The 14,612-nt window shown below is 64.3% G+C and carries 13 protein-coding genes and 1 pseudogene; 6 read left to right on the top strand and 8 right to left on the bottom strand.

The genetic code is table 11. The annotated features are described in order from the left end of the window. Positions 1-14: 14 nt before the first annotated feature. Positions 15-1,130, bottom strand: coding sequence for a 4-hydroxyphenylpyruvate dioxygenase (hppD, locus tag RX327_RS02595; RefSeq protein WP_317249389.1), 1,116 nt, complete (start codon positions 1,128-1,130; stop codon positions 15-17). A gap of 123 nt (positions 1,131-1,253) precedes the next feature. On the opposite strand from hppD, the gene RX327_RS02590 reads away from it, so the two are divergent. Both RX327_RS02590 and RX327_RS02585 read left to right on the top strand, forming a co-directional pair. Next, positions 1,254-1,730 (top strand): Lrp/AsnC family transcriptional regulator, encoded by a 477-nt coding sequence (locus RX327_RS02590; RefSeq protein WP_317249388.1) that lies wholly within the window; start codon positions 1,254-1,256, stop codon positions 1,728-1,730. A gap of 81 nt (positions 1,731-1,811) precedes the next feature. After that, complete coding sequence (locus RX327_RS02585; protein ID WP_317249387.1) at positions 1,812-2,123, top strand: DUF1272 domain-containing protein; 312 nt, start codon at positions 1,812-1,814, stop codon at positions 2,121-2,123. A gap of 164 nt (positions 2,124-2,287) precedes the next feature. On the opposite strand, the pseudogene fahA reads toward RX327_RS02585, so the two are convergent. The 5 genes and pseudogenes from fahA to RX327_RS02560 form a co-directional block, all read right to left on the bottom strand. After that, positions 2,288-3,555, bottom strand: a pseudogene (fahA, locus tag RX327_RS02580) (fumarylacetoacetase). Positions 3,556-3,787: 232 nt separating this feature from the next. Continuing rightward, a complete protein-coding gene (hmgA, locus tag RX327_RS02575; RefSeq protein ID WP_317249386.1) occupies positions 3,788-5,134 on the bottom strand; it encodes a homogentisate 1,2-dioxygenase in 1,347 nt (448 codons plus the stop codon). Between the two features lie 2 nt (positions 5,135-5,136). Continuing rightward, positions 5,137-6,093 carry an MBL fold metallo-hydrolase gene (locus tag RX327_RS02570; RefSeq protein WP_317249385.1) on the bottom strand — a complete coding sequence of 319 codons (957 nt, stop codon included), beginning with the start codon at positions 6,091-6,093 and terminating at the stop codon, positions 5,137-5,139. Positions 6,094-6,121: 28 nt separating this feature from the next. Then, positions 6,122-6,349, bottom strand: coding sequence for a DUF2783 domain-containing protein (locus tag RX327_RS02565; protein ID WP_317249384.1), 228 nt, complete (start codon positions 6,347-6,349; stop codon positions 6,122-6,124). Between the two features lie 9 nt (positions 6,350-6,358). Beyond that, positions 6,359-7,987, bottom strand: a complete 1,629-nt coding sequence (locus RX327_RS02560) for an FAD-dependent oxidoreductase (RefSeq protein WP_317249383.1) — start codon at positions 7,985-7,987, stop codon at positions 6,359-6,361. Positions 7,988-8,156: 169 nt separating this feature from the next. On the opposite strand from RX327_RS02560, the gene RX327_RS02555 reads away from it, so the two are divergent. Beyond that, positions 8,157-8,717, top strand: coding sequence for a MarR family transcriptional regulator (locus tag RX327_RS02555; RefSeq protein WP_028335197.1), 561 nt, complete (start codon positions 8,157-8,159; stop codon positions 8,715-8,717). Between the two features lie 226 nt (positions 8,718-8,943). On the opposite strand, the gene RX327_RS02550 is transcribed toward RX327_RS02555, so the two are convergent. Further along, a complete protein-coding gene (locus RX327_RS02550) occupies positions 8,944-9,840 on the bottom strand; it encodes an NAD(P)-dependent oxidoreductase (protein ID WP_317249382.1) in 897 nt (298 codons plus the stop codon). A 59-nt stretch (positions 9,841-9,899) separates the two neighbouring features. Beyond that, complete coding sequence (locus RX327_RS02545) at positions 9,900-10,706, bottom strand: N-acyl homoserine lactonase family protein (protein WP_317249381.1); 807 nt, start codon at positions 10,704-10,706, stop codon at positions 9,900-9,902. A gap of 382 nt (positions 10,707-11,088) precedes the next feature. Between RX327_RS02545 and RX327_RS02540 the strand changes: the two genes are divergently transcribed. The 3 genes from RX327_RS02540 to RX327_RS02530 all read left to right on the top strand — a co-directional run bounded on the left by RX327_RS02540 (position 11,089) and on the right by RX327_RS02530 (position 14,606). Continuing rightward, entirely contained in the window at positions 11,089-12,648 is a 1,560-nt protein-coding gene (locus tag RX327_RS02540; RefSeq protein ID WP_317249380.1) for a caspase family protein, read from the top strand. Positions 12,649-12,787: 139 nt separating this feature from the next. After that, positions 12,788-13,441, top strand: a complete 654-nt coding sequence (locus tag RX327_RS02535) for an OmpA family protein (protein WP_317249379.1) — start codon at positions 12,788-12,790, stop codon at positions 13,439-13,441. Positions 13,442-13,688: 247 nt separating this feature from the next. Then, positions 13,689-14,606: an efflux RND transporter periplasmic adaptor subunit gene (locus tag RX327_RS02530; protein WP_317249378.1), complete on the top strand. Its 918-nt coding sequence runs from the start codon at positions 13,689-13,691 to the stop codon at positions 14,604-14,606. Positions 14,607-14,612 lie beyond the last annotated feature (6 nt).

The raw sequence follows: 14,612 nt of genomic DNA, 5'->3' as shown, positions 1-14,612 counted from the left end.
GCACTATGCTGTGCTTACGCCGCATCCACCTTCAACACGCCGCGCCGGATCTGATCCTCCTCGATCGATTCGAACAGGGCCTTGAAATTGCCCTCGCCAAAGCCGTCGTCGCCCTTGCGCTGGATGAACTCGAAGAAGATCGGGCCGATCGCGTTGGCCGAGAAGATCTGCAGCAGCACCTTGGTCTGGCCGCCCTCGACCACGCCCTCGCCGTCGATCAGGATGCCGTTCTTCTTGAGCCGTGCGACGTCTTCCCCATGCTTGGGCAGGCGCGCATCGATCTTCTCGAAATAAGTGTCGGGCGGCGACGGCATGAACGGCAGGCCATCGGCGCGCAACCTCTCGACCGTCGCGTGGATGTCGCGCGCGCCGCAGGCGATGTGCTGGATGCCCTCGCCGCGATAGGTCTTCAGATATTCCTCGATCTGGCCAGAATCGCCGGCATCCTCGTTGATCGGAATCCTGATCTTGCCGTCCGGGCTCGTCAGCGCGCGCGAGAACAGGCCGGAGGCGCGGCCCTCGATGTCGAAGAAGCGAATCTGGCGGAAGTTGAACAGCTTCTCATAGAAGCCCGCCCAGACGTCCATGCGGCCGCGATGAACATTGTGGGTGAGATGGTCGACGTAATACAGGCCTGAGCCCGGGGGGCGCGGGTTGGCCGCGCCGAGCCATTCGAACTCGGCATCATAGGCCGAGCCATTGGCTCCGTAGCGGTCGACGAGATAAAGCAGGCTGCCGCCGATCCCCTTGATCGCGGGAACGTCGAGCGCCTTCGCTGCGGGCGCGACATCCGCCGGCTCGGCGCCGAGCGAAATCGCGCGGTCATAGGCCGCCTTCGCGTCGACGACGCGAAAGGCCATCGACGGCGCACAGGGGCCATGCGCGGCGACGAACTCATAGCCGTGGGTGCCGGGCTGCTCGTTGACGAGATAGTTGATGTCGCCCTGGCGATAGACCGTGATCTTCTTGGTCCTGTGGCGCGCGACGGGCGCATAGCCCATCAGCTTGAACAGTGCATGCAACTCTGCCGGATTGGGATGCGCATATTCGACGAACTCGAACCCGTCGGTGCCCATCGGATTGTCGGCGCTGATCGTGGCCGGCGGTGCATCGTGCGGAAACGGACCCATGGCGGCAACTCCCTGATTTGTCTGGAGATCAGTTTCCGTCACTTGCTGCGCAACGTGCGTGCAAAATGGATCCCATTTTGCTATCGTCGCGCACGATCCGTGCATGAAATGGATATTCCACGCATGCCTGAAGTGGACGCTTTCGACCTGAAAATGCTCGCCGCGCTCCAGGACGACGGCCGCCTCACCAACCAGGAGCTCGCCGACCTCGCGGGCCTCTCCGCCTCGCAATGCTCACGCCGGCGGATGCGGCTGGAGGAGGAGAAGGTGATCGCGGGCTATCATGCCGACCTCTCCAGCGAGGCGCTCGGCTTCGGCGTGATCGCCTTCATCCAGGTGGGGCTCGCGACCCACTCCCCGGACAATTCCAAGCGTTTTCGCGCGCTGGTGAACCGGATCGACGAGATCCAAGAGGCGTATTCGCTGACGGGCGATGCCGACTACGTGCTGAAAGCCGTGCTGCGCGACCTCAAGGGCCTCTCCAACCTCGTCAACGACGTCTTGATGCCGCACCAGAGCGTGGCGCATGTGCGCTCCTCGATCGTGCTCGACAGCCTGAAGGAGAGCACCAGGCTGCCGCTGAAGTCGCTACAGGCGTGATGGCTCGAATCGAGGGAAATCCGCCATTCGCTTTTGTGGCTTGGCTTGCGATCATTCCGGCAACGGCAAGAGAGACGAACCATGGCGCTCCAGCTTCGGCCGAACTGCGAATTTTGCGACCGCGACCTGCCGCCGAGCGCAACGGACGCGCGGATCTGTTCCTATGAATGCACGTTCTGCGCGGATTGCGTTGAGACCAAGCTGTTCAACGTCTGCCCGAATTGCGGCGGCGGCTTTGCCCCGCGCCCGATCCGCCCGGCCAAGCCGTGGCGGCCGGGTGTCTGCACGGTCAACCAGCCGCCGTCGGACAAGCGGGTGCATTTGAAGTACAGCCTCGAGGACGTCGCGGCGAATACGGCGCGGCTGAGGGATGTCAGGCCCGAGGAACGGTGAGGTTTGCACGCCTGTCGGGCACTCTCCCCCTGAAAGGGGGAAGGTGGGATGGGGGTCAGCCGCGAGCGCTGGCGTCTACGGAGAGACCAGATCCCCACCCGGTTTGCTGCGCAAACCGACCTCCCCTTTTCAAGGAGAGGTGAAGCCGCGGAATGCGCGGAGACTTACTTCGCCGCGATGATCGTCCCCTCGACCTCGCCGAAGCCGACGCGATAGCCGCTGCCCTCGCACCAGCCGCGCATCACGAGGCTGTCGCCGTCTTCCAGGAACGAGCGCTTGACGCCGCCGGGCAGCTCGACCGGCTCTGTGCCGTTCCAGCTGATCTCGAGCAAGCTGCCACGCTGGTCCTTCTCAGGACCGGAGATGGTGCCGCTGCCGAGGAGATCGCCGACATTCATGGCGCAGCCGCTGGAAGCGTGGTGCATGAGCTGCTGCACCGAAGACCAGTACATGTACTTGAAGTTGGTGCGGCAGATCGTCTTCGCCTCGTTCATCGCACCGGCGCGCAGCGCGACGTCGAGCTGCATGTCGTAATTGTTCGGCTGGGTCTGCTTGAGGTACGCCAGCGGCTCCGGCTGCTGCACCGGGCCCTGCATGCGGAACGGCTCCAGCGCCTCGCGCGTCACCACCCAGGGGCTGATCGAGGTCGCAAACGCCTTGGCAAGGAACGGCCCGAGCGGCACATATTCCCATTGCTGGATGTCGCGCGCGCTCCAGTCGTTGAGCAGCACGAAACCGAAGATCATGTCTTCGGCCTGCTTCTCCGTCAGCATCTCGCCCATCGGCGAGGCCTGGCCAACGACCACGCCCATCTCCAGCTCGAAATCGAGCCGCTTGCACGGCCCGAAGCTCGGCACATCTTCGGTGGCTTCAGTTGCCCGCGCGGCCGCTTCACCTTCGTGCCGGAGACCACGACGGTCGATGCGCGGCCGTTATAGGCGATGGGCATATGCAGCCAGTTCGGCTGCAGCGCATTGTCCTTGCCGCGGAACATCACGCCGACATTGGTGGCGTGCTCTTTCGAGGAGTAGAAGTCGGTGTAGCCGGAGACGGCAAACGGCATGTGCAGCCTGACGTCGGCCATCGGCACCAGCGCCCGCGCCCGCAATTCCCTGTTGTCGCGTAGCTCCGGATGATCCGAGCGGAGCAGCTCGCTGATCCGTGCCCGCGTCGCCGACCACACTTTCGGCCCGAGCGCCATGAAGGCGTTGAGCGACGGCTGCGAGAACACGCCGAGCGGACCGACATCGAGCCGGGAATCCTGCTCGAGCTCCCAGAGATCGAGCACGTAATTGCCGATCGCGACGCCGACGCGCGGGGTCGGATTGACCGCAGTCGAGAACACGCCGTAGGGCAGGTTCTGGATCGGGAAGTCGGAAGAAGGATCGACCTCGATGAAGGAGCGCAGGCTGGGGTCGTTGGGGTGGGGCATGGTGATCCCGGTGCAATCAGATGCGATGGCTGATGTTTATTCACCCTCCCCTGGAGGGGGGCGAGACGAGCGAAGCTCGCTCTTAGGTCGACGCGAATGAAATGAGCGGCGGGGTGGGGTGACGGTCTATCCGCGAAGCACACTGCCCGTGTTGAGAGATCACCCCACCCCGGTACGCATGTCGCGTTGCTCCATGCGTACCGAACCTCCCCCTCAAGGGGAGGGTGAAGACCTACGGCTTGCTCGGATCGAACTTCTTCTCCAGGCCCTTCCAGCAATCCGCATAGTCGTCCTGGAGCGTCGAGGCATTCGCCGCATGCGCGGTGACGCGCTGCGGGTAGCGGGTCTCGAACATGAAGGCCATGGTGCCCGTCAGCTTCACCGGCTTCAATTCGCCATTGCTGGCATGCTCGAAGGCATCGCGGTCCGGACCGTGCGGCAGCATGCAATTGTGCAAGCTCATGCCGCCCGGCACGAAGCCTTGCGGCTTGGCGTCGTAGACGCCGTAGATCAGGCCCATGAACTCGCTCATGATGTTCATGTGGTACCAGGGCGGACGGAAGGTGTTGTCTGCGACCATCCAGCGCTCGGGGAAGATCACGAAGTCGATGTTCGCGGTGCCCGCGGTCTCTGACGGTGAAGTCAGCACCGTGAAGATCGATGGATCGGGATGGTCGAAGCCGATCGCGCCGACGGGAGAGAAGGTGCGCAGATCATATTTGTACGGCGCGTAATTGCCGTGCCAGGCGACGACGTCGATCGGCGAATGGGGCAGCGTGGTCTTGAACAGCGAACCGCCCCACTTCACGAACAGTTCGGTCGGCGTGTCCTTGTCCTCGTAGTTCGCGACCGGGGTGAGGAAGTCGCGCGCGTTGGCGAGGCAGTTGGCGCCGATCGGCCCGCGCTCCGGCAGCGTGAAGGCGCCGCCGTAGTTTTCGCAGAGATAGCCGCGCGCCGGGCCATTCGGAATCTCGACGCGGAACTTGACGCCGCGCGGGATCACCACGATCTCGCCGGGCTCGGCGTCGATGCGGCCGAACTCCGTGACGAGGCGCAAGACGCCCTGCTGGAGCACGAACATCAGCTCGCCGTCGGCATTGTAGAAATGCTGGTCCACCATCGATTTGGTGATGAGGTAGACATGCGCGGCCATGCCGGCCTGGGTGTTCACGTCACCCGCCGTCGTCATGGTCTGCACGCCCTGAACGAAGGTGACATCCTCCTTGGGGAGCGGCGTCGGATCCCAGCGCAGCTGCGCGATCGGCAGCTCGTATTCATGGCACGGCGCCGAGCGCCACAGGCCGGCATCGACCTTCTCGAAGCGGCCGGAATGCTTCACCGAGGGCCGGATGCGGTACAGCCAGGAGCGCTCATTGGCGCCGCGCGGCGCGGTGAAAGGCGAGCCCGAGAGCTGCTCGGCATAGAGCCCGTAGGCGCAGCGCTGCGGCGAGTTGCGCCCGATCGGCAGCGCGCCCGGCAGTGCCTCGGTCTCGAAGCTATTGCCGAAGCCGGACATGTAACCCGGCGTCACCTGGGCCGAGCTGCGGATGATCTGGTCAGGCGAGGTATTGATGTTCATGACTATCCTCCTCCTTGCAAGGCAGCCCACATCTCCTGGTCGCGCTTGTCGGTCCAGATCACGGGGTCGTCGATCCCCGACGCCTCGTCATAGGCGCGCGACACGTTGAACGGCAGGCAGTGCTCGTAGATGGCGAAGCTGGAAAATTTCGGATCCATCACCTCACGGGTCGCCGCCATCGATTCCTTCAGCCTGCGGCCCTTGGCGACCGACGATTCGGCCGCGCCATAGAGCGAGGTGACGAAGTCGCGCGTCATCGCGATAGCCTCGCGCACCGTGGCTGTGCCCTTCAGCGCATCGCCGCGGCCCGGCGCGATCGCCTTGGGATTGAAGTTGCGGATCTCGTTCAACGTCATCGGCCATTCGCGCAAATGCGCATCGCCGCAATAGCAGGCCGAGTGATATTCGATCAGGTCGCCGGAGAACATCACCTCGGCGTCCGGCACCCAGGCGACGATGTCGCCCGAGGTGTGGCCGGCGCCAAGCTGCATCAGGCGAACCTCGCGCTTGCCGAGGTAGATCGTCATCTCGCCTTCGAAGGTCAGCGTCGGCCAGGTCAGGCCGGGGATGCTCTGCGCATCCTGGAACAGCCGCGGGAAGCGGCCGTATTCGGAATCCCAATCCTGCTTGCCGCGCTCCTCGATCAGCCGATAAGTCTCCTGCGAGGCGACGATGCCCTGCGCCTTGTAGGCAGAGGCGCCAAGCACGCGCACGGCGTGATAGTGCGACAGCACGACATATTTGATCGGCTTGTCGGTGACGGCACGCACGCGCTCGATCACCTTGTTCGCCATCGCGGGCGTCGCCTGCGCGTCGAACACGAGGCAGCCGTCGTCGCCGACGATGACGGCGGTGTTGGGATCGCCCTCGGCGGTGAAGGCATAGAGATCCGTACCGATCTCGGAGAAGGTGATCTTCTTCTCGGAGAGATCCGTGGTCGATGCGAAACCTTTGGCCATCAGTTCAATCCTGTCCGTTTGCTCAGTGCTATTGTTGTTGCTGCTGTTGCTGCTGGCTTGCATCAAGCATGCGGCGCTTCGCAAGCCCGATCGCCTCGCGCAGCACGTCGATATCGCCGATATGGTTGGCAAGGATCAGCACCAGCGCCGTGTCGAAATCGGCGCTCTGCTCATCAGTGAGACCGCGATGCGCCTCGACGATGGCGCGGAAGGCGTCGTCGGGCTTTGCGAAATTCGAACTGGTCGACAGCACCATGACTGCTCCTCAGTTCAGGCCGGCCGCGCGTGCCAGCGCCGCATCGAGCTCCGGCCGTGCCGCATTGCGGAAGCGTGCGGCGACATAACCGTCCGGCCGCAGCAGATAGGCGGTGCCGGGCTCGGCATCATAGCGTTTGCCGGCAAGGCCCTGCGCGTCGACCAGCCCACCCTCGCCGCCGACCCGGATGCTGCCGACGCCGTCCGGCACATCGACAGCAGCGCCATTGCCAAACTCCAGCAGCGTGAAGCGCGTTCCCTGCCTGATGAAAACGTCGGTCAGATAGGTGGAACCGCCGCCCTGCTGCGTCACCGGCGCATCTGGCATCGAGGCGCCGGGCCGCGGGCCGCCGCGCCAATCGTCGCGATCGCTGCTCGACAGCGGCGTGTCGTAGACCGACGGCACCGAAAGCCGGCCGCCATTGACCATGCGCTTGCCGAACTCGGTCTCCTTCGCCAGCGACAGCACCGCCTTCCGCAGCCGCGCCTCCTGATGTGAGTTCGGCGCCATGAAATCGGTCGAGCGGGTCGATTCGCGGATGTTCTCGTCGGCGGCGGCGCTACGCTCAATGTGATAGCTCTCCAGCAAGCCCTCCGGCGACAGCCGGCGCAGCACGCGATTGAGCTTCCAGGACAGGTTTTCGGCGTCTTCCAGCCCGGAATTGGCGCCGCGCGCGCCGAAAGGCGAGACCTGATGCGCGGAATCGCCGGCGAAGACCACGCGGCCATGGATGAAGCGGTCCATCCGCCGGCACTGGAATTTGTAGAGCGAGATCCACTCGAACGCGAACTTGTCGTGGCCGAGCATACGCGCGATCCGCGGCCGCACATTTTCGGGCTGCTTCTCGGCCACCGGATCGGCATCCGGGTTGAGCTGGAGATCGATGCGCCAGACATCGTCGGGCTGCCGGTGCAGCAGCGCCGAACGCCCGGCATGAAACGGCGGATCGAACCAGAACCAGCGCTCGGTCGGGAATTCCGCCGTCATCTTGACGTCGGCAATGAGGAACTGATCCTCGAACACCTGCCCGGCGAACTCGGCGCCGACCATCTGCCGCAACGAGGAGCGCGCGCCGTCGCAGGCGACGACGTAGGTCGCGTGCACCTGGTAGGGGCCGTCGGGAGTTGCGATGGTCAGCGCAACGCCATCGTTACGGCTCTCCAGCGCCGTCACCTTGTTGCGCCAGCGCAGGTCGATCTCAGGCAGATCGTCGATGCGATCGACCAGATAGGCCTCGGCGTAATATTGCTGGAGATTGATGAAGGCCGGCCGCTTGTGGCCGTTCTCCGGCAGGAGATTGAACTGGTAGAGTTGGGATTCGCCGTGGAAGATGCGGCCGACGCTCCACACCACGCCCTTGTCGACCATGCGGTCGCCGACGCCGAGCCGGTCCCAATATTCCAGCGAGCGCTTCGAGAAGCAGATCGCGCGGGAGCCCTCGCCGATACGATCGGCATCATCCAGAAGGACGACACGCTGGCCGCGCTGAGCAAGATCGATCGCCAGCGACAGTCCCACCGGCCCGCCGCCGACCACGACGACGGGATGCTCCGCGACATTGGCGCCCGAGCGCTCCTGGTCGGGGTGACGGCGATAGCCGAACTGGGTTTTGGCCTGTGCCGTGTTGGCGTGTGCCATTGCGTGACCCTGGATGTTTCCCTTGCGCCGCGGCCTCTGGCTGCGGTTCTGTGTGACCGGCTTGCGACCGGGACCTTGCGAGCCGGCCGCGACCTTGCTAAATTAGTCTCACTTGCAACTATCTTAAACCCCCAGTCGGGGCTGCCGTCAACTCAAATTGGAGAGATTTTTGGCACGGACCTCTGCAAGCCAGCCTCCAGCCCGCCCGCGCAGTGCCGTGGAAGCGGAGGTGCGCGACACTATCGCGCCGACCAAGAAGCGCCTCGATCTCTTCCATTTCATGCCGTTCCGCCTGAACCGGCTGGCGGCCGAGGTGTCCTCGGCGCTGTCGAGCGAATATCAGGCGCGCTACGGGCTCGACATTCCGGAGTGGCGCGTGCTCGCAACGCTCGGCTTCCGCAGCGATCCCTGCAGCGCGCAGTATATCGCGCACTGCACGCGCACCCATAAATCCACCATCAGTCGCGCGGTGTCGGCGCTGATGGAGCGCGAGATCGTCGAGCGCGTCGAGAACGCCGACGACCGCCGCGAATTCCGCCTGCGACTGACCAAAAATGGCCAGACGCTATACGAGGAGCTGATCCCGCGCCTGCTGCGCAAGGAGCAGGAGATATTGTCCTGTCTCTCCGCACAGGAGCGCCGCGACCTCGGCCGCCTGCTCGGCAAGGTCGAGAGCAGCCTTGAACTGGTGCAGACCAGCGAAGAGGCCGACGCGAAGGACGTGTATTAGGCCACAGCCATACCTCCGCTGTCGTCCTGGCGAAAGCCAGGACCCATACGCCGCGGCCTGTGTTGTGAACGGGACTCGTCATTCCAGCGAGCCCAACAAAGGACATTTGTGGTTATGGGTCCTGGCCTTCGCCAGGACGACGCCGGGGTTGGCATCGCGCCCAACTCAACCTAAGACCATGCGCGGCGACGCGCAGTCTCGAAGCCGGGATGACGTGGAGTGTGCCCTACGCCCGCTCGATATGCTTGGCGATCACCGGGAAGTAATTGTCCTTCGATCCCTTGTCGATCGCTTCCTGCAGCACCATGCCGATCAGCTCCGCGCCGCGGATCTTGATGCCCGCATCGGTAGCGAGCTCCAGCGCGTAGGACAGATCCTTCAGCGCATATTCGGTCGAGAATGCGCGCTCGGGAAACACGCCGGGCACGATCGCCTTCATGCCATGGTTGCGCAGCGCAAAGCTGTCGGCCGAGCCCTTCGACAGTGTCTCAAGCAAGAGCTTCGGATCGACGCCATTGTGCTTCGCCACCGCGACCGCCTCCGCCAGCGCATTGACGGTCTCGAACAGCACCATGTTGTTGAGGATCTTCGTGACCTGCCCGGCGCCGACGTCACCGCAATTGGTGACATCGGTGGCGAAGCAGCGGATCAAGGGCTCGATCGCGGCATACAGCGCGGGCGCCGCGCCGACCATGACGCTGAGCGTGCCGTCCTGCGCAGCCTGACGCGTACGCGCGATCGGCGCGTCGGCCCACGCCGCGCCCTTGGCCTGCAACTGCGCGGCGAAATCGCGGGTCTGGCTGACTGACGACGTGCCGAGATCGACCACGATCTGGCCGCTTCTCGCGTTCTTCAAAATGCCGTCGCCTTCGAACACCGCGCGCACGTGCCTGGCGCTCGGCAAGCAGAGGAACAGCACATCGCTCTGCTTGATGACGTCGGCGACCGACGCCGCAACCTCGGCACCGTCGGCGCGCAACCGCTGCAGCGGTTCGGCCGAGAGGTCGAACGCGACAACGCGTTTGCCGCTCTTCCTGACCAGGTTGCGGCAAATCGGCTCACCCATCACGCCGAGGCCGATGAACCCGAGAGTCCTGGTGTCAGTCGTCTTGGTGTCAGTCATATAGCTTCTTCTTTGACGTTTCTTGACGTGTTGCAGACGTGCCTCGCCGATCGGCGAGGCTATTCCGCGAACGATCGCGTCGGCGGCATATGCAGCGCCCAGGCGTCGACCTTCTCGCTGGCGCGCGGATAGATCTCCGTCACGATCGGATCATGTCCGGGAATGAAGCGATCCGGATGACCGGCAAGACGCTCGATCGTCTCCCAACCCTGCGCCATGTCGCCGACATTGTAGACGATCGGAAACGGGCTCCTGCGCTGCAGATTGGCGTAGTAGTGCGCGGCATCGGATGCCAGAACCACCGGACCGCGCGCAGTTTCGACCCTGACCACCTGCAAGCCGTCGGAATGGCCGCCGACGCGATGCACGGTCACGCCTGGAGCAACCTCGCCGTCACCCGAATAGAAGCTGACGCGCTCGCGATAGACGTGGCGCACCATCTGCGTGACGTGCTCGACCGAGAACGGATGTCGCAACAGTCCATTGCACATGCAGCGGCCGGTCGCGTAAGCCATCTCGCTCTCCTGGAGATGGAAGCGCGCATTCGGGAAGCGGTCGAGATTGCCGGCATGGTCGTAATGCAGATGCGTCACGATGACGTCCTTGATGCTGTCGGCGCTGACGCCGAAGCCGGCCAGCGCATCGACCGGGTTGAGCGTCAGCTTGCGCGCCCGCGCGCTCGCCTCCTCGGCATTGAAACCGGTGTCGACCAGAATGTCGCGGCCGTGCCCTCGGATCAGCCAGACGAAATAATCGAGGTCCTGCGCCGCACTGTCATGTGGATCGGGCGCCAGGAAGTTCATGCTGGGGGTGCGCGGCGACATCGTCGCGTAGCGCAGGGCGTAGATTTCGTAGACATTTCCCATGGGTTTCGCTCTTGTTTGCAAGGCCTGTTTTGACGGCTTGTTTTTGAATGGCCTGCCGTCCCGAACACAAAGCCATCGCCTCGCGCAAAGGTCAAACCGCGCAGAGTGCGACGAGCGCATGACAGGGTGGCGAGAGTGAGTGCGATCACATGATCGGCTCGTGGGAACCAGCACCGTGCCGTGATGGCGATGGCCGCCGTGACCGCATGCTGCTGCACTGCGGTCTGGCTGGTATCACCGCGATAAACGATGCTGCCGCAAGCCGTTGACGGGGATTTGGCCGTGGTTTGATAATGGATTTTCGCTAGAGTAAGGTTCCCGAGGCGCAGGCTGGAAGCGGCGCCATTTCACTGGAATGCCGCGATCTGGATTTGCTGCGATTATGAAAATCCGCCTTGCCTTGCTCGCCACGCTGATTTTTTCAATCGCGGCGCCCGCTTTGTCCTTTGCGGCCGGCGACCGTTTTGCGCTTGTCATCGGCAACGCCAAATATCCGGACGCGGATGCTCCGCTGAAGGAACCGATCAACGATGCGCGCGACGTCGCCGATGAGCTCAAGCGGGACGGCTTCTCGGTCGAGATCGGCGAGAACCTGACCGGCGACGCGATGCGCCGCGCCTTCGACAAACTCTACGGCAAGATCAAGCCGGGATCGGTGGCGCTGGTGTTCTTCAGCGGCTTCGGCATCCAGTCGGCGCGCCAGAGCTACTTGCTGCCGGTCGATGCGCAGATCTGGACGGAGTCCGACGTGCGCCGCGATGGTTTCAGCCTCGAGACCGTGCTCGGCGAGCTCAACAGCCGCGGCGCCGGCGTCAAGATCGCGCTGATCGATGCGTCCAGGCGCAATCCGTTCGAGCGCCGGTTCCGCAGCTTCTCGGCCGGCCTGACCCCGGTGATCGCCCCGAACGGTACATTGGTGATGTATTCGGCCGCGCTGTCGTCCGTCGTCTCCGACAATGGCAACGACCACAGCCTGTTCGTCCAGGAGTTGCTGAAGGAGATCCGCGTCCCCGACCTGATGGCCGAAGAGACGCTGAACCGCACCAAGATGGGCGTCACCCGCGCCTCGCGCGGCGAGCAGGTGCCATGGATTTCCTCGTCATTGGCCGAAGATTTCTCGTTCATTCCGGCCGGCACGGGCGGGCCGTCGAACGCCGCGCCGGCACCCGCCGCGTCGCCGTCACCCGAGGTGGCAGCGGCACCGCCGGTCGCACCTCCGCCGGCTCCGCCCGCAGCAACGCCGACACCGCCCGCGGCAACCCCGACGCCACTAGCGGCAACAGCGCCGACACCATCACCGGCGCCGCCGAAGCCTCCGGTCGCGGCAGCGCCGACCGCACCGTCACCCCAGCCCAAGGCGCCCGAGATCGCCCTGCCACCGCCCGCGGCTCCGCCGCCAGTGGTGATCCAGCCCACGCCGGCGCCGAGCAATTCGCCTGTGCTCGCCGATGATCCGACGATCAAGAGCCTGAGCGAAAAGCTGGACAAGAATCCCGATGACGCAGCCGCGCTGTACCGGCGCGGCCAGGTCTATGCCAGCAAGGGCGCCTACAACCTCGCGATCAAGGATTTCACCAATTCGCTGCGGCTGAACCCGAAGGATGTCGAGGCCTATAACAACCGCTGCTGGGTCCGTACCGTGGTCGGTGACCTCCAGGGCGCGCTGAAGGATTGCAACGAGGCATTGCGGCTTCGGCCGAACTTCGTCGATGCGCTGGACAGCCGGGGGCTGATGAACCTGAAGGGCGGGCAGAACAAGAACGCGATCGCCGATTTCGACGCCGCGCTGAAGATCAACCCGCGGCTGACCTCGTCGTTGTACGGACGCGGGCTCGCAAAGCAACGCAACGGCGCAGTCGCGGAGGGCGATCTCGACATCGCCAACGCCAAGGCGATGGACCCGAACATCGTCAAGGAATTCGCCGACTACGGCGTGCAGTGACAACGGACGAAGGTCTGCCCGCGGCTCGAACCGCTGACGGAATTGAGCGACTAATCAGAGGGTGCGTGCCGGGCCGCAATGCCGGCAATCAATCTGGATAGTCGTTGGAACCGCGCCAGCCTGCGCAGGAGGGACCGCAATGTTCAAGCCGTCGGCAAAGGCCGCCATCGTTTCAATCATGACCGTTGGCGCCGCGCTGTCGTTTTGCCTGGCGGCCGCCCGCGCCGGTGACGATGTCACCGAGGACCAGATCATCAGGGCGCTGACGCCCGACAAGAAGCCGCTGACCCGCGGCCTTTCGGCCGGCCCGCAGACCACCTCGCCGGAGCTGAACGCAGACCAGGCCAAATTCGTGCAGAGTGTCCGCGGCCGCTCGACGCGCTCGCTGTCGTCGACCGAACGCGAGGAAATCGCTTCAGTCGTCAAGGACAAGCCGAACATCGATCTCGAAATCACGTTCGACTACAACTCCGCCAATATCAGCGCCAAGTCGATGCCGTCGGTGCAGGCGCTCGGCCGGGCGCTGACCAGTCCCGACCTGAAGGGCTCGACCTTCGTGGTCGCCGGCCACACCGACGCCGCCGGCGGCGAAGCCTACAACCAGGACCTGTCGGAGCGTCGCGCCGATTCGATAAAGCGCTACCTCGTCGAGAAATACGGCCTCAACGGCACCGATCTCGTCACCGTCGGCTATGGCAAGAGCAAGCTGAAGGATCCGAGCCAGCCGCTGGCAGAGGTCAACCGCCGCGTGCAGGTCGTCAACATGGAAAACAAGACCACCGCCGCCAAGTGATGGGCGGTGGCGTGGCTCCTTTTTGAGGCTACAATGCGTCCCGCACCCCGGCGGGGCGCATTTGCTTTAGGGCCAATGCTGTTGGGCCGAGCCCCGACGCAGCCCACAGGTGACCCGCCTCACATGACGTCAGGGCATGATCCGGAACAATGGCACCGGTCTTCCGAATACCCAGGCAATACGATAGCGAGCGTGATGAGACTTCGACCAACACCCATGACGCGCCAAGCTCTGGATTGATCAGGCGATGAATTTTTCCCAATACCTCAAGCCTGCGCTCGGCACGGTGTTTTTCCTCGCCCTCGCGATCGCCTATTACGCGTTCGAGCACCGCTCGCATCCGGAGGAGAAGGAGACGCCGGGCGAGGCGCTCGTCATCGTGACGAAGTCGACCAACGCCTGCTTCTCCGACCTGGTGCGGGTGACCGGCTTCTTCGTGCCGCGCCGCGAGGCGCAGGTGAATGTCGACCAGGATGGCTCCAAGGTCACCGACGTGCTGGTCCGCGAGGGCGATACCGTGACCGAGAACCAGGAACTGGCGCGGCTGACCCCGCCGCCGCAGCAGGCCGCACAGGCCAATGCCAAGCCGCTTGTGCTGCGGGCGCCGGCCGCCGGCCTCGTCACCGAGGTGCGCACCGCGCCCGGCGCGCCGGCTTCGCCGCAGGCTCCCCCGATGTTCAAGATCTCGATCAACAACGAGATCGAGCTCGACGCCCAGGTGCCGGGCTTCCAGCTGCTGAAACTCAATCCCGGCGCCAATGTGCGGATCAGCCGCGACGATGCGCCCGACATGGTCGGCAAGGTCCGCCAGATCTCGCCGCAGATCGACCGCACCACCCAGCTCGGGCATGTCCGCATCACCATCAACAACAATCCGACGCTGAAGGTCGGCATGTTCGCGCGCGCCAATATCGACGCCAAGCGCTCCTGCGGCGTCGCGGTGCCGCGCACCGCGATCGACCGCCTGACCCTGCAGGTCGTCAAAGGCAACGTCGTCGAGACGCGCAAGGTGCGGGTCGGACTGTCATCCGACACCTCGACGGAAATCCTGGAAGGCCTCGAGGTCGGCGAAATCGTCGTGGCCGACGCCGGCTCTTCGCTCCATGATGGCGACCAGATCAAGACCATGTTCGCCGATGAACTCGATCGCACGCGATCACGGTAATTCGGG

This window comes from Bradyrhizobium sp. BEA-2-5, assembly GCF_032918025.1.
Lineage (GTDB): Bacteria > Pseudomonadota > Alphaproteobacteria > Rhizobiales > Xanthobacteraceae > Bradyrhizobium > Bradyrhizobium pachyrhizi.
Note: the sequence above shows the minus strand (reverse complement) of the source record. Positions and strands in the feature narration are given on the sequence as shown.

Coding starts and splice junctions, on each gene's coding strand:
- hppD (WP_317249389.1), bottom strand. CDS start 1,130: ATGGGTCCGTTTCCGCACGATGCACCGCCGGCCACGATCAGCGCCGAC.
- RX327_RS02590 (WP_317249388.1), top strand. CDS start 1,254: ATGCCTGAAGTGGACGCTTTCGACCTGAAAATGCTCGCCGCGCTCCAG.
- RX327_RS02585 (WP_317249387.1), top strand. CDS start 1,812: ATGGCGCTCCAGCTTCGGCCGAACTGCGAATTTTGCGACCGCGACCTG.
- hmgA (WP_317249386.1), bottom strand. CDS start 5,134: ATGAACATCAATACCTCGCCTGACCAGATCATCCGCAGCTCGGCCCAG.
- RX327_RS02570 (WP_317249385.1), bottom strand. CDS start 6,093: ATGGCCAAAGGTTTCGCATCGACCACGGATCTCTCCGAGAAGAAGATC.
- RX327_RS02565 (WP_317249384.1), bottom strand. CDS start 6,349: ATGGTGCTGTCGACCAGTTCGAATTTCGCAAAGCCCGACGACGCCTTC.
- RX327_RS02560 (WP_317249383.1), bottom strand. CDS start 7,987: ATGGCACACGCCAACACGGCACAGGCCAAAACCCAGTTCGGCTATCGC.
- RX327_RS02550 (WP_317249382.1), bottom strand. CDS start 9,840: ATGACTGACACCAAGACGACTGACACCAGGACTCTCGGGTTCATCGGC.
- RX327_RS02545 (WP_317249381.1), bottom strand. CDS start 10,706: ATGGGAAATGTCTACGAAATCTACGCCCTGCGCTACGCGACGATGTCG.
- RX327_RS02540 (WP_317249380.1), top strand. CDS start 11,089: ATGAAAATCCGCCTTGCCTTGCTCGCCACGCTGATTTTTTCAATCGCG.
- RX327_RS02535 (WP_317249379.1), top strand. CDS start 12,788: ATGTTCAAGCCGTCGGCAAAGGCCGCCATCGTTTCAATCATGACCGTT.
- RX327_RS02530 (WP_317249378.1), top strand. CDS start 13,689: ATGAATTTTTCCCAATACCTCAAGCCTGCGCTCGGCACGGTGTTTTTC.